This window comes from Pseudomonas abyssi, assembly GCF_003444685.1.
GTDB classification, from domain to species: Bacteria; Pseudomonadota; Gammaproteobacteria; order Pseudomonadales; family Pseudomonadaceae; genus Halopseudomonas; species Halopseudomonas abyssi.
On the sequence record NZ_LMAZ01000001.1, the window covers coordinates 115,654 to 129,132 of the forward strand.

15 protein-coding genes are annotated in these 13,479 nt (G+C 62.1%); 9 read left to right on the forward strand and 6 right to left on the reverse strand.

Going from position 1 to position 13,479, the window contains the following annotated elements; all coding sequences use genetic code 11:
• The first annotated feature begins 92 nt into the window (after nt 1-92).
• From ASB58_RS00550 to ASB58_RS00570, 5 genes are read left to right on the forward strand one after another with little or no spacing between them, the layout of a single operon-like run.
• Nucleotides 93-572: a MarR family winged helix-turn-helix transcriptional regulator gene (locus ASB58_RS00550; protein ID WP_096003828.1), complete on the forward strand. Its 480-nt coding sequence runs from the start codon at nt 93-95 to the stop codon at nt 570-572.
• On the forward strand, nt 569-1,630 hold the full coding sequence (locus tag ASB58_RS00555) for an HlyD family secretion protein (RefSeq protein ID WP_118128978.1): 1,062 nt from the start codon (nt 569-571) through the stop codon (nt 1,628-1,630). The genes ASB58_RS00550 and ASB58_RS00555 overlap by 4 nt, the downstream gene beginning before the upstream one ends.
• A gap of 9 nt (nt 1,631-1,639) precedes the next feature.
• Nucleotides 1,640-2,677 (forward strand): DUF2955 domain-containing protein, encoded by a 1,038-nt coding sequence (locus ASB58_RS00560; RefSeq protein WP_118128979.1) that lies wholly within the window; start codon nt 1,640-1,642, stop codon nt 2,675-2,677.
• A 51-nt stretch (nt 2,678-2,728) separates the two neighbouring features.
• Nucleotides 2,729-3,427, forward strand: coding sequence for an SDR family oxidoreductase (locus ASB58_RS00565; protein ID WP_118128980.1), 699 nt, complete (start codon nt 2,729-2,731; stop codon nt 3,425-3,427).
• Between the two features lie 14 nt (nt 3,428-3,441).
• Complete coding sequence (locus ASB58_RS00570) at nt 3,442-3,762, forward strand: DUF6482 family protein (RefSeq protein WP_118128981.1); 321 nt, start codon at nt 3,442-3,444, stop codon at nt 3,760-3,762.
• A gap of 11 nt (nt 3,763-3,773) precedes the next feature.
• On the opposite strand, the gene ASB58_RS00575 is transcribed toward ASB58_RS00570, so the two are convergent.
• From ASB58_RS00575 to ASB58_RS00585, 3 genes are all read right to left on the reverse strand, one after another.
• Complete coding sequence (locus ASB58_RS00575; protein ID WP_118128982.1) at nt 3,774-4,718, reverse strand: sodium-dependent bicarbonate transport family permease; 945 nt, start codon at nt 4,716-4,718, stop codon at nt 3,774-3,776.
• A gap of 81 nt (nt 4,719-4,799) precedes the next feature.
• On the reverse strand, nt 4,800-5,147 hold the full coding sequence (locus ASB58_RS00580; RefSeq protein WP_174704245.1) for a DUF7352 domain-containing protein: 348 nt from the start codon (nt 5,145-5,147) through the stop codon (nt 4,800-4,802).
• Between the two features lie 76 nt (nt 5,148-5,223).
• Entirely contained in the window at nt 5,224-6,141 is a 918-nt protein-coding gene (locus ASB58_RS00585) for a LysR substrate-binding domain-containing protein (RefSeq protein WP_118128983.1), read from the reverse strand.
• A 156-nt stretch (nt 6,142-6,297) separates the two neighbouring features.
• On the opposite strand from ASB58_RS00585, the gene ASB58_RS00590 reads away from it, so the two are divergent.
• Nucleotides 6,298-7,746, forward strand: coding sequence for a TrkH family potassium uptake protein (locus tag ASB58_RS00590; RefSeq protein WP_118128984.1), 1,449 nt, complete (start codon nt 6,298-6,300; stop codon nt 7,744-7,746).
• Between the two features lie 27 nt (nt 7,747-7,773).
• The gene (trkA, locus tag ASB58_RS00595; protein WP_096003836.1) at nt 7,774-9,153 is read left to right on the forward strand and encodes a Trk system potassium transporter TrkA; all 1,380 of its coding nucleotides are present in this window, start codon (nt 7,774-7,776) and stop codon (nt 9,151-9,153) included.
• A 54-nt stretch (nt 9,154-9,207) separates the two neighbouring features.
• On the opposite strand, the gene ASB58_RS00600 is transcribed toward trkA, so the two are convergent.
• Together ASB58_RS00600 and ASB58_RS00605 are read right to left on the reverse strand one after the other, a co-directional pair.
• The gene (locus ASB58_RS00600) at nt 9,208-9,723 is read right to left on the reverse strand and encodes a glycine cleavage system transcriptional repressor (RefSeq protein WP_096003837.1); all 516 of its coding nucleotides are present in this window, start codon (nt 9,721-9,723) and stop codon (nt 9,208-9,210) included.
• A gap of 33 nt (nt 9,724-9,756) precedes the next feature.
• Nucleotides 9,757-10,635 (reverse strand): HDOD domain-containing protein, encoded by an 879-nt coding sequence (locus ASB58_RS00605; RefSeq protein WP_096003838.1) that lies wholly within the window; start codon nt 10,633-10,635, stop codon nt 9,757-9,759.
• A 173-nt stretch (nt 10,636-10,808) separates the two neighbouring features.
• Here ASB58_RS00605 and ASB58_RS00610 point away from each other — a divergent pair, with 173 nt between their 5' ends.
• Nucleotides 10,809-12,002 (forward strand): class I SAM-dependent rRNA methyltransferase, encoded by a 1,194-nt coding sequence (locus ASB58_RS00610; protein WP_118128985.1) that lies wholly within the window; start codon nt 10,809-10,811, stop codon nt 12,000-12,002.
• 189 nt (nt 12,003-12,191) lie between these two features.
• Here ASB58_RS00610 and ASB58_RS00615 read toward each other — a convergent pair whose 3' ends face one another.
• Nucleotides 12,192-12,845, reverse strand: a complete 654-nt coding sequence (locus ASB58_RS00615) for a histidinol-phosphatase (protein ID WP_118128986.1) — start codon at nt 12,843-12,845, stop codon at nt 12,192-12,194.
• A 143-nt stretch (nt 12,846-12,988) separates the two neighbouring features.
• Here ASB58_RS00615 and rppH point away from each other — a divergent pair, with 143 nt between their 5' ends.
• Nucleotides 12,989-13,477, forward strand: coding sequence for an RNA pyrophosphohydrolase (gene rppH, locus ASB58_RS00620; protein WP_083727944.1), 489 nt, complete (start codon nt 12,989-12,991; stop codon nt 13,475-13,477).
• The last annotated feature ends 2 nt before the right edge of the window (nt 13,478-13,479 follow it).

The window sequence follows — 13,479 nt, forward strand, 5'->3', positions numbered from 1 at the left end:
AGGCTGTTCCGCCATTGCACCAATGCTTAGCTTGCTAAATAATTTGATCGGCGTAGACTATTGGTTAGCAAGCTAAGTAATTGAGGTGAGGCATGAGTGACAACAAACCTGCGCTGCATCAAACGCTGCGCCCCTCGATGGGCGCCGCCATGGGGCGTCTCCACCGCCTTTGGCGCAGTGCGATCAATCAGGCGGTCGGTGAGCTGGGCATGACCGAGGCGCGCTGGGCGGTGCTGCTGCACCTGGCCAAGCTCGGTGAAGGTTGTACCCAGCAGGTGCTGGCCGATGAACTGGCTATCGAGATGCCGTCGTTGACGCGCACGTTGAATCAGTTGCAGGCGCAGCAACTGATCGAACGTCGACGCGATCCGGCCGACGGGCGGGTGCATACATTGTGGTTCACTGCCGCAGGCCGTCAGCGGGTGGCCGATCTGTCGGTGCACGTCGAACGGGTACGTGAGCAGATCTATCAGGGGCTGAGTGCCGCCCAGCTGGATGCCTGCGCCGAGGTGCTGCTGCAAATGGAAGCCAATGTACGCGGCCTGCTTGGCTCCGGGGAGGAACAGCAATGACACCCGATCAGGTATTCGCGCGCTGGGTGCGCGCATCACTGGTGCTGTTCGCTGTGGTGTTTGTCTACTTTCTGGCAGCGGACTTGTGGATGCCGCTGACCCCGCAGGCCCGGGTCATGCACCCGGTCATCCGGGTGGCACCCCAGGTCAGCGGCCAGATCGTTGCGGTGCCGGTCACCGACAATCAGCACGTGCAGGCAGGTGATGTGCTGTTTCGTATCGATCCGCGCCCTTATGAGCTGGCGGTGCAACAGGCGCAGCTGGCGCTGGAGGCAGCTGAGCGCGACAACGCCGGTTACGATGCCTCGCTGGCGGCGGCGGAGGCGGATGTCCGCGCGGCGCAAGTGCAGGTCAATGAGCTGGCCCGCGAACACAACCGCCTGTCGACCCTGCTGGCCAGCCGCAACGTTTCGCAGCAACTGTACGACCAGACCCAGTCCAGCTATCAGACGGCGCAGTCCAGCCTGGCCAGCGCCAAGGCGCGTGCCGAGCAGTTGCGCGTGCAACGCGGTTTGACCGACGAGGACAACCTGCGCCTGCGTCAGGCGCGCAACGATCTTGAGCGTGCCGAGCTGAACCTGAGCTACACCGAGGTACGTGCACAGAGTGCCGGGGTCATCTCCAACCTGCAGGTCAAGCCCGGTACCTTCGCCAGTGTGGGAAATTCGCTGGCGGCGCTGGTCAGCGATGACGCTGACGTGATTGCCGATTTTCGCGAGAAGTCGCTGGTACACATGCAGCGCGGTGAAGCCGCCGCCATTGTCTTTGATGCCATGCCGGGACACGTGTTCGACGCTAGCGTGACGGCCGTCGATGCTGGCACGCAGCAGGGACAACTGCTGCCCGACGGCTCCCTGGCCGCTCCGGAAACCTCTGACCGCTGGGTCCGTGACGCGCAGCGTCAGCGCATCCATCTGCAGTTGGATGAGCCGCAACTGCTGGCACAATTGCCCACAGGTGCCCGGGCCACGGTGCAGCTGTACCCGGTGGGCGGGCTAGCTGCGCTGCTCGGCGGTGCGCAGATCCGTCTGGTCAGCCTGATGCATTACATCTACTGAGGTCCGGTGATGAAACCCATACTGCTGATGAGCAAACGCCACCTGGATGCCAACGATTTGCGCCAATGTCTGCGCATTGCCTTTGGCGGCACCCTGGGGTTTGTGCTGTGCAAGCTGATGGGCTGGAACTACGGTGCCTTCTTCGTGGTGCAGCCCATTTTGCTGCTGGGCATGGTGCCGACGCTGAACGGGCATATCATGCGCCAGTTCCTCGCCAATATGCTGCTGGTCAGCCTGTCCGTGCTGGTGGTGCAGGGGCTGTTCGGCGATAAGCCGGTACCTATGATCGTGTTGGTGGCCGGCATGTTCGCGGTGCTGTTTCGGCAGATGAGCGCGGGTAGTCACTTCCTGTTCGGGGCCATGGCGATCGTCAATATGTCGATGCAGCTGCACTTCGCCAGTTACCCCTCGGCTGACATCGGTGACATCGTCGCCTCCAATATCGTCTCGGTGTTCACCACCCTGGGCATCGCCATGCTGATGCATGTGGTATTCGCCGATGTGGCGCCGCGCCAGCCACGGCAGATGCCGGTCAAGCCGTTGACCAACCAGCGTCATGAGGTGATTCTGGCCACCACAGTGGCAACCCTGTCATTTATCGTGTTTCAGGTATTCAATCTGCAAAGCGGCCTGTCGGCGCAGGTGGCCAGCATCCTGGTCCTGTTTCCGCTGAACTGGAAGGGGGCAGGGCCGGCCGGTTGGAACCGGGCGCTGGGGACCTTGGTGGGGTGTAACGTCGGGCTGCTGGTGCAGTTCGTGTTGATGGACCACTTTGACGTGCTGCCCTTTGTCGCGGTGGGGCTGTGGGTCAGTCTTATGCTGTTTGCCCGTATTCATCTGCTGGAAGGGGGCACGGGTGCGGGCTTTGCCGCACTGACCACTATGTCGATCCTGTTTGGCCAGTACCTCTCGCCCCGGCAGGACCTGTTCTATAGTGACCTCTATCGGTTCTGGTCGCTGTCGGTCGCGGTGGTGCTGTCGCTGACCGGTGTGTATCTGATGCACCTGTTGCTGAACCGTTTTGCCGCCACGCGGTTGCAGACCTGAGCGCCAGAGCAGGGGGCTGCAGCTGCGCGGCATGGAGACAGGAGTGCTGCATTGCAGTTGACATCTTTTGGGGACGACTACCGCGCGCTGGTGATCGGTAGTAGCGGTGCGCTAGGTGGCGCTTTTTGCCAGCTGCTGCGCAGCGACCCGGCCTGCGCCGAGGTAGTCGAACTGGGGCGCCGGACAACACCGGGCATGGATCTGCAGGAGCCCGAGAGCATCGCCGCCGCCGCCGAAGCGCTGGCGGGCGCAGCGCCCTTTCAGCTGATGTTGCTGGCTACCGGTGTCCTGCATGGTCCCGGCTTTCAACCGGAGAAGTCCCTGGCCGCGCTGGATGCCGATGTGTTGCAGCAGGTCTTTCAGGTCAACAGCATCGGCCCGGCGTTGGTCCTTCGGCACTTCCTGCCGCTGCTCGATCCGGGTGGCGCGCTGGCCGTGTTGTCCGCCCGGGTCGGCAGTATTGCCGATAACCGTCTCGGTGGCTGGTATGCGTATCGCGCGTCCAAGGCTGCGCTCAACATGCTGCTGAAGACCGCAGCCATCGAGCATGCGCGCAAGCACCCGCAGGCGCGGCTGCTGTGTTTGCACCCCGGTACGGTCATCTCTCCGTTATCACAACCGTTCCGGGGCGCGGCGGCGGCCCGGCCTGCGCGCCAGGCGGCGGCCGAGCTGCTGACGGTGGTGGACAACAGCACCGCCGCTGAGAGTGGCCATTTCTATGCTTATGACGGGCAAGCCGTACCCTGGTAAGCGGGAGCGAGTGTATGACGCTGGCAGAATTGGTTAGCCGGGCCAACGCAGGTCAGGTCCGCGCGCTGGAGGTACTGTCGCTGCAAGGCGGGCGCTATATGCTGCGGGCCCAGTTAGCAGATGGCTGCCAAACCGTGCAGGACAGGCGCGGCAAGCGCTACTGCCTGCGCTCGATCAGCGAGGTGCGCGCGCTGCTGGGCCAGTGTCCGGTGTTGCAGGCGCTGCCCTGTGCGCTGGTGCAGTACGTTGCGCATGATGAGGCCTGCGCCGCGCGCAGCGGGCCGGTTGAGCCGCTGCGCCTGCCATTGAGGGTGGCTGCGGCTCCGGGCAGTTGAAGCGCGCCGACTCAGCCGAGCAAGGCAAGCAAGCTGGCGTATAGCTCGATACCGATCAATACGTTGAAGGGAAAGGTGATGCCCAGTGATGCCAGCATCACCAGACCGATGTCGGCGTCTTCGATGGCGTGTCGCACGGCGACAGGGGCGGCGATGTACGAGGCACTGGCGGTCAGCGTTGCAAGCACGATGGTCGTTCCCGGCGTCAGTCCGAGCGCAATGCCGGTGAACAGCCCCGCCAGCGACAGCAGCGGCGGTGTGCACAGCGCGAAGGCAATCACACGCCAGTGGCGCAGCTGAATCTTGCGCAACGTCTCGGCCGCGACCAACCCCATCTCCAGCAGGAACAGGGCGAGGATAAGCGGGAAGGCCTGGGTCAGCAGCGCAGTAACCTGACTGCCGTTGTGCTTGCCATACAGCATGCCGATGATCAGGCCACCCACCAGCAAGATCACACTGCGGTTGGTTAGGGTTTCCTGCCACAGCGGAACGGCGTTGTCGTCGCGCTGTTGCCCGCCGGCCGTGAAGCGGCGATAGAGCCACAGGCCGGTCAGAATGGCGGGTAACTCAAGTAGCACCAGATAGAGCGTTACCTGACCGCTGGTAGCCAGACCGCGCGACTCGGTCCAGGCCAGTGCGACAGCAAAGGTGCCGGCGCTGACCGAGCCGTAGTGCGCGCAGAAGCTCGCGGCGTCGGCCAGCGTCAGCTTGACCAGATAACGCAGCACCGGATAGAGCAGCAGGGGGATCAGAAAGCCAAGTGCAGTGACCGCCAGCGCCTCGCCCAGCAACGACCAGCTGAGGTTGCCGTGCAGCGCCATGCCGCCCTTGAGGCCAATGGTCAACATCAGCAGCAGTGACAGAATGTCGTAGACCGCCTTGGGGATGGCCAGGTCCGAACGTACCGAACCGGCAATCAGGCCGAGGATAAAAAACATGACAATGATGTCGGGCATTGCGCGGCAGTCCTGCGGGTAGTGGGTGGGGCGGGCAAAAAAGAGCCCCGATCTCGGGGCTCTGGTCACGCTGGTTAGCCGTTAGGCTGGCTGGGCCTGATGCAGCGTTGCTGCTGGTCGCGCGAAATGCCCGGCGTGCTGGTTTTCATGCGGCTGGGCTACCTCGTAGACGTGAAAAGCCTGCGGGCCGAAAGGATCCAGAGCGGTGTCGACGTGACGGTAGCTCAACGGCACCGCGGCGCCGGATTCGATCACCACGAACTGGCGCTGGATGGTCGGCAGATCGATGCTTAGCGACTCTTCGACCCAGAGGTAAATCTTCTTCTGTGCCAACAGGTACTCGCAGCGCACTATCCGGTAGCCTTCACGCAGCGCGAGGGTGGTGGTCTTCTTGTCGCTGTTCAGGATGTACTGGTGAATGGTCTTCATGCCTGTTCTCCGAGCCGGGGATGACGTGGCTAGGATCGCGCGGCAAGAGATCGTAATAAATAGAGTTATTTCTTATTTATTGTTCGGTTTTTTCGATGCTGTCATCCAGGTCTGGACGCGCATGCAGCAACGCGTTCACCCCCGGGTTGCTGCTGGAGCGCCCGCGTGTGACAGCGTAGAGGGTTTCGCGTACCTGCTCGATGGCGCCAATGCAGGTGACTTCGTACTGCCTGCATACCTCCTCGCGAATCACCGTGGGGGCTGCAAAGTAGCCGAGCCCTGACCGCCCGAATACCTTGATCAGTGCACTGTCATCCACCTCGGCGACCACGTTGATGCGAATACGCTGAGCGGCGAACCAGTTCATCAAGTCGTTGATGTAGGGCGCGTTGAGGGAGGTGGTGAGGAAGGGTTGGTGATCCAGGCTGGCCGGAAATCCCGACATCAGTCGATCGCTGAGCGCGGGTGCTGCAAACAGGGAAATGGAGGAGCTGGCGAGCTGAGTGGCCCGGAACTGCCCGGCGTCGTTGAAGTCGGGCTGGCGGTCGGTCAGCAGGATGTCCAGCTCACGGCGCCCCAGGCGTTTCAGCAGTTCGCCGGTTTCCCCTGTCTGGCAGCGCAGGTGGACCGGCCGCGACAGCGCCAGTGCCGGCGCGGTCAAATGATAGGCGATGAGTTTGTGAATGGATGCGGCAATGCCTACGGACAGGTTGAGAGGGCGTGTTTCCGGTGGCTGCTGCAGCAGGTCGTCCAGCGCCTGAACGCTCTGGAAGATCTCCTCTGCGTAGGTAAAGACGGTCTGTCCGAACTTGGTCAACTGCAGCGAGCGATTCCGGCGCTGAAACAGTGCATTGCCCAGGTTGGCTTCCAGAGTAGCCAGCTGGCCGCTGAGTGTCTGTGGCGATAGCTTGAGAATTTCCGCTGCGCGTACGATGGAGCCGTTGCGCGCGATCATCCAGAAATAGTGCAGATGACGAAGGTTGAGATGGTCCACATGTGTCTCCCGGCCGTGCGGGTCGCCCCGTCGAGCCATGGTAGCCTGTCGGTGCCCGACCTGCAGCGTCGGCTGTTGGTGTGACAGCGAAAGCGGGCACCGACGCCGTGCTTTGGCTATCATGTGCGGCATTCTTGCGCCGTTGGGGGCTGTTGTATGGTGCGCTTTCTGCGTCCAGTACTCTTTGTCTGTGGCATTTTGACCCTGTTGATGGCAGGGCTGATGCTTGCGGTTGCCTGTTTCGCCTGGTGGCGGCAGGACCCGGAGATGGAAGTCTTCCTGATCTCGTTCGGCATCACCCTTGGCTGCGGTCTGTTGCTGGTCTTCAGCTGTCGTGATCGCGGCTTTCATCTGGTCTCGCGTCAGCTGTACCTGTTGACCAGTCTGAGCTGGGTGCTGATGTCGCTGTTCGGCGCCTTGCCGCTGTTTTTCAGCCACTTCGAGTTGAGCGCCGAAGATGCCGTGTTCGAGGCCGTGTCGGGCATCACGACGACCGGCTCGACCATTCTCAGTGGCATTGAGCATCTGGCACCCAGCCTGTTGCTGTGGCGCTCACTGCTGCAGTGGCTCGGCGGCCTGGGGGTGATCGGCATGGCGGTGTCCATCCTGCCGTTTCTGCGGGTGGGCGGCATGCGGCTGTTCCACACCGAATCGTCGGACTGGTCGGAAAAGTCGATTCCGCGCGTGCAGTCGCTGGCGCGCCTGCTGGTACTGACCTACCTGACCCTGTCAGTCTGCTGTGTGCTCAGCTACTGGTTGGCGGGCATGAGCCTGTTTGATGCGGTCAACCATGCGATGGCGACCGTCTCCACCGGTGGTTTTGCCACGGACGATCGTTCCATGGGCCGGTTCTCGCTGGGCATACTGTGGGTTTCTATCGTGTTCATGTTGCTCAGCGCCTTGCCGTTCACCCTGCTGATCGGATTCTTCCGCCGCCCCTCGATGGATCTGCTGCGAAATCAGCAGGTGCGGGGCTTTTTTGCCATCATCGCGGCGGTGTCGCTGGTGCTGACCGCCGATCTGATCGACCTGCACGTGTTCGCGCCCTTCGAAGCCTTTACCCAGGCGACCTTCAATCTTGTCTCGGTGATTACCACCACCGGGTTTGCCTCGGCCGACTACACCCAGTGGGGCAGCTTCAGTATTGCGCTGTTCTTTGTGGTCACCTTTATTGGTGGCTGCTCGGGCTCGACCAGTGGCGGCATGAAGGTGTTTCGCTTTCAGCTCAGCTACCTGTTTCTGCGCAGTCAGATCCGCAAGCTGATTCACCCCAGCGGGGTGTTCGTTACCCAGTACAACGGCCGGCCGGTGCAGGACGACATCATTCTCTCGGCGGTGGCCTTTTCCTTTCTGTTCTTTGTCACTCTGGCGGTCGTTACTCTGCTGCTGGCGCTGATGGGGCTGGACCTGATGACCAGTCTCACCGCCGCAGCGACGGCGCTGACCAACGTCGGTCCGGGGCTGGGAGACATTGTCGGGCCAGCGGGTAACTTTGCCAGCCTGCCGGTAGCGGCCAAGTGGCTGCTGTCGTTCGCCATGTTGATGGGGCGCTTGGAGTTGCTGACGCTGATGGTACTCTTTACCCCCATGTTCTGGCGTGGGTGAATACATGGGATCCGGGGAGACAGTCTGATGCGCATTATCATTCTTGGCGCCGGCCAGGTGGGCCGCAGTCTGGTCGAGCATCTGGTCAGTGAAAAGAATCACATAACCGTGGTGGATACCAATCCGGACCGCCTGCAGATGGTGCACGAGCTGCACGATGTGAACATCCTGTGCGCCCATGGCGCGCATCCGGTGACCCTGTCCAAGGCCGGTGCCGACGATGCCGACATGCTGGTAGCCGTGACCAACAGCGACGAGGTGAACATGATTGCCTGTCAGGTTGGGCAGTCCCTGTTCCATGTGCCCAACAAGGTGGCGAGGGTACGAGAGCCGGGTTACATGGAGCAGAATCACGCGTTGTTTGCCAAGGCGGCGGTGCCGGTGGATGTGCTGATCAACCCGGAGGCGCTGATCACCCAGCATCTGAAGAAGCTGATTCGCTATCCTGGCGCGTTGCAGGTGATCAATTTTGCCGGTGGTCTGGCACAGCTGGTTGCCGTCCGCGCGACGACCGGTGGCGCGCTGGTCGGCCAGCGTATTTCGGCGCTGCGCGAGCGCCTGCCGGCGGTAGAAATCCGCGTGGCGGCCATTTTTCGCCAGAATCACGCGGTGGTGCCTGACGGCGATACCCTGATTCAGGATGGTGACGAGGTGTTCTTTGTTGCTGCGCGCCCCGACATTCGGCTGGTGCTCAATGAGCTGCGGCGCCGGGAGAAGCCCTACAAACGCCTGGTGATCGCCGGTGGCGGCAATATCGGCGCGCGGCTGGCCAGCGTGCTGGAGGACGATTACCGGGTCAAGGTGATCGAGCAGGATATGGGGCGCTGTCAGTATCTTTCCGAGCGCCTGCGCAAGGCCACGGTGCTGTACGGCAGTGCGTCGGACCGTGAGCTGTTGCTGGAAGAGAGTATCGAGTCCGCCGACGTTTTTCTGGCCCTGACCAATGACGATGAAGCCAACATCATGTCGTCCATGCTGGCCAAGCGCATGGGCGCGCGCACGGTGATCACCCTGATCAGCAACCCCGCCTACGCCGAGCTGGTGCAGGGCGGCAGTATCGATATCGCCATCTCACCGCAACAGGCCACCATCGGCGCCCTGCTGACCCACGTGCGACGCGGCGACGTGGTGGCGGTGCACTCATTGCGTCGTGGCACCGCTGAGGCCATGGAAGCGGTTGCCCACGGAGATCCGCAAAGCTCGCAGGTGGTTGGCAAACGCATCGACGAACTGCCGCTGCCGCCCGGCGCCATGGTCGGCGCTGTGGTGCGCGGGGAGGATGTGATTATTGCCCATGACAGCACCCAGATCGAAGAGGGGGATCATGTCATCGTGCTGGTGCCGGACAAGCGCGACATGCAGGCGGTAGAGCGCCTGTTCCAGGTGGGGCTGACGTTTTTGCTGTGACGGGCTGGCGCGTTCAGGTGGGGCTTGAGGTGCCCGAACGCGCCGTCTGTTAGCTCAGTCCGCGTTGCGCAGTTCGACCATCAGGTCGTCGGTCAGATTCTCCAGCGCATCGCGCAGGGCATCCAGATCAGTCTGCGGGTACACGCCCAGGTGGGCTTCGGCCTTGAACAGCATGTCGGCACTCATCGGCGCAGGCACGCATTCGGTTTCCAGCGATTCGACGTTCACGCCATGGCTGGCCAGCACGCGCGATACTTCATGCACGATGCCGGCGCGGTCGTTACCGACCAGATTCAGAATCAGCGCGCTCTGCACCGGCTCCTCGGCCTGGCCGCTGATCGCCACCTGTACGTTGATGCCCAGACTGGTCAGGCCTTCCAGGTCGATGCGCAGGGCTTCGAGCTGATCGTTGCCAACGTCAACCCGCAGGATACCGGCGAACTGACCGGCCATACGCGCCATGCGGCTTTCCAGCCAGTTGCCGCCGTGGCGGTTGATGGTCTGGGCCAGGCTCTCTACCAGGCCGGGCTTGTCGGCTGAAATGACGGTAAGTACGAGCGGGGTGGTCATGGGGTGTCTCCTTTGGGCCGGTGGCGGGCCGGTTTAATAGTAACGACCTTCGCCGGTGGCGGTCATTTCCTGGCAGGTGGCCTCCAGGTTCTCGAAGTCGTAATCCGACAGGCCAACGTATTCGAGAATGGCCGCGCCGACGGCGTTCCATTCGTGATCCACCGGGTGGTTGCCGAGCACCCGGTAGGATTGGCAGATATGCTCTGCCATCTTCAGAATCGCCAGCAGGTTCTTTTGTTCCACATCCTTGCCCAGCGGCGACAGAAAGGTCTGCTCGGCGTTGTGGTGGCTGGCGATGGCTTCGCACAGGTGCGGCGGCAGCCGCCATGATTTGGCGGTGTAATAGCCGATTACCGCGTGGTTGGTATTCATGCGCTGGTTTTCCACATCGACGATGCGCACCTCGTTCTGTGCGTAGGACTCTTCCATCACTTCGATGTAGTAGGGAAAGCGGCTGAGCATCAGCGGAATGCCGCAGTTGTGGAACAGCCCCAGCGCGTAGGCTTCATCCGGTTCTACGCAGCCAATGCGCTTGGCCAGCGTCATGCAGGTCACGGCAATATCCTGGGCGCTGTCCCAGAAACGGTTCAGATTGACGATGTTTTCATCGGTCAGCTCGCCGCGAATGGATTGGGCGTTGACGATGTTGACGACGCGCGACACACCCAGCAGGTTGACCGCCTGCTGGATCGAGCTGATGCGGTTGGTCAGACCAAAGAACGCCGAGTTGACTACCTTGAGCAGGCTGCCGGACAAGCCCGGGTCCTGGCTGATCAGGCGGGCGATGGCTTTCAGGTCCGGGTCGGGCATCAGCTGTTCCATCTGCAGATCAACCATGATCTGTGGTTGCGGTGGCACGCTGATGCCCTGCAGTGCACTGCTGATCTGCTGGTCGGTGAGTTCGGCATTCATGGGCGTGATCCGCTGGTGGCTGAATCACCGAGTTTAGCGCCACAGGGGGGCGCTTGGGAAACCCCCGCGAGGCTCTGGCGCAAAGGCCCTTCGCTGGCGCGGCGCGAAGGGCCGACAGCCTGTATAATCGGTCGCTGTGTTTTTACATCCCGCTTGTTCCCCAGGAGTTTCTCATGTCACTGCCCAGTCTGCGTCTCAAAGCCAATGCCGAACGGCGCATCCGCGCAGGGCACCTGTGGGTTTTCAGTAACGAGGTGGATACCGCACAGACGCCGCTGACGGCCTTTGAGGCCGGCCAGCAGGCCCAGCTGGAAACCAGCAGCGGCAAGCCCTTGGGCCTGGTGTGCGTCAGCCCCAACAACCTGATCTGTGCTCGCCTGTTCGGTCGCGATACCGGCCACCTGCTGGACAAGTCACTGCTGGTGCACCGCTTCAAGGTGGCGCTGAGTCTGCGCGAGCGCCTGTTCGACAAACCCTTCTATCGTCTGGTGTACGGCGAGTCCGATCTGCTGCCCGGGCTGGTGGTGGACCGCTTTGGTGATTACTTCGTCGTGCAGATCGCCAACCCCGGCATGGAGCGGGTACGCGACCAGATCGTTGAAGCGCTGGTGCAGGTGTTCAAACCCCAGGCGGTGCTGTTCAAGAACGACAGCGGCGCGCGCAAGCTGGAAGGGCTGGACGCCTACGTCGAGGATGCTTTTGGGGGGATGCCCGAACGGGTCGCGCTGGAAGAGAACGGCGTGCGCTTCGAGGCGCCGGTGCGTGACGGCCAGAAAACCGGCTGGTTTTACGATCACCGTGCCAACCGTGCCCGCCTCGCCCCTTACGTGGCTGGCAAGCGGGTACTCGACCTGTACAGCTACATCGGCGGCTGGGGCGTGCAGGCGGCGGCCTTTGGTGCCAGCGAGGTGATGTGCGTGGACAGCTCGGCGCCGGCGCTGGATTGTGTCGAAGCCAACGCCGAGCTGAACGGTGTGGCGGAGAAGATGGCGGTCGTTGAGGGTGACGTGATGGCGGCGCTGCGTGAGCTCAAGGGGGCGAACGAGCGTTTTGATGTGGTGATTGCCGATCCGCCGGCGTTTATCAAGAAACGCAAGGACATCCGCAACGGCGAGGCGGCCTATCGTCGCCTCAACGAACAGGCCATGCGTCTGCTCAACAAGGACGGCATTCTGGTCTCCGCTTCCTGCTCGATGCACCTGGAAGAAGACCGCCTGCGCGACGCCCTGCTGGGCGCCAGCCGCCACCTGGATCGCAACCTGATCATTACCGAGCGCGGCTTCCAGGGGGCGGACCACCCGCTGCACCCGGCGATTCCGGAAACCGGTTATATCAAGGCGTTGTTTTGTCGGGTCACGCCGGCCTGAGGCGCCGGCTTCGCGCCGGCGAGCTGCAAGCTGCAAGCTGCAAGAAAAAAACGCGCGGAGTTGAACCGCGCGGTTTTTTTATGCTGACGGTAGCGGTAGCTCCTTATTCAAACCCTTGAGGATCTCGCTACAGGTGCGAATCTGGTTTTTGCTTGCCGCTTGCCGCTTGCCGCTTGCCGCTGCTGCGCCTCAGCGCAAGCTGAGGATCTGCCACCCCTGCGCCTGTGCATGGGCGCGCAGGGTGTCGTCGGGGTCGACGGCGACGGGGTGGTCGACCATGCCCAGCAGCGGCAGGTCGTTGTGCGAGTCGCTGTAGAAGTAGCTGCCTTCCAGAGTACGGTTGTTTTCCAGCAGCCAGCGTTCCAGGCGCGTGACCTTGCCGTCGCGGAAACAGGGTATGTCCGTGGTGCGGCCGGTGTAGCGACCCTCGCTGCGCTCGCACTCGGTGGCCAGCAGTAGATCGATGCCCAGGTGACGGGCGATCGGGCCGGTGATGAAGCGGTTGGTGGCGGTGATGATCATCAGGGTGTCGCCGGCCTGACGGTGACGCTCGATCAGCGCCTGCGCCTTGGGCAGTACGATCGGCAGGATCTTCTCCTGCATGAACTGCGCGTGCCAGGCGTCGAGCTGGTCCTGGGAGTGCTCGCCCAGCAGCGCCAGACAAAAATTCAGGTAGATCTGAATATCCAGCTTGCCGGCCAGGTAGTCGTGGAAGAATTGGTCGTTGCGTGCCTGGTATTGCTCCGGGTCGACAATGCGGTGGGCAACGATAAATTCGCCCCACGCGTGGTCGCTGTCCCCGCCAAGCAGGGTGTTGTCGAGATCAAAGATGGCAAGTGACAAGGCAGCTCTCCAAGGCTGGGAAACGGCTGCATAGGATAAAGCAGTCTGCGCGCATTTGCCCACGCCGAGGAGGCGCTTCCAGAATTGCCGCCCCGGCGTCCTTTGTGGAACAATGCGGAGGTTACTGTACAAGGATAACGGCTGTGATTGACCCCGATGGTTTCAGACCCAATGTAGGCATCATCCTGACCAATGAGTTGGGTCAGGTGCTTTGGGCCAGACGCATCGGTCAGGACTCCTGGCAGTTCCCGCAGGGCGGGATTCAGCGTAACGAGAGTCCAGAGCAGGCGCTGTACCGCGAGCTGCATGAAGAGGTTGGTCTGCTGCCTGCCGACGTCGAAATTCTGGCTTGCACCCGTGGCTGGCTGCGCTACCGATTGCCGCAGCGGCTGATTCGCAGTCACTCGCAACCGGTTTGCGTCGGACAGAAGCAGAAGTGGTTTCTGTTGCGGCTGAAAAGTGAAGATCAGCGCGTGTGCATGACGCGTAGCGCAAAACCGGAATTCGACGGTTGGCGTTGGGTCAGCTACTGGTATCCTCTGGGACAGGTTGTCCCGTTCAAACGTGATGTTTACCGCCGCGCCATGAAAGAATTGGCGCCCCGTCTGCTTTCCAGTTTACCGGGTAGTTGATG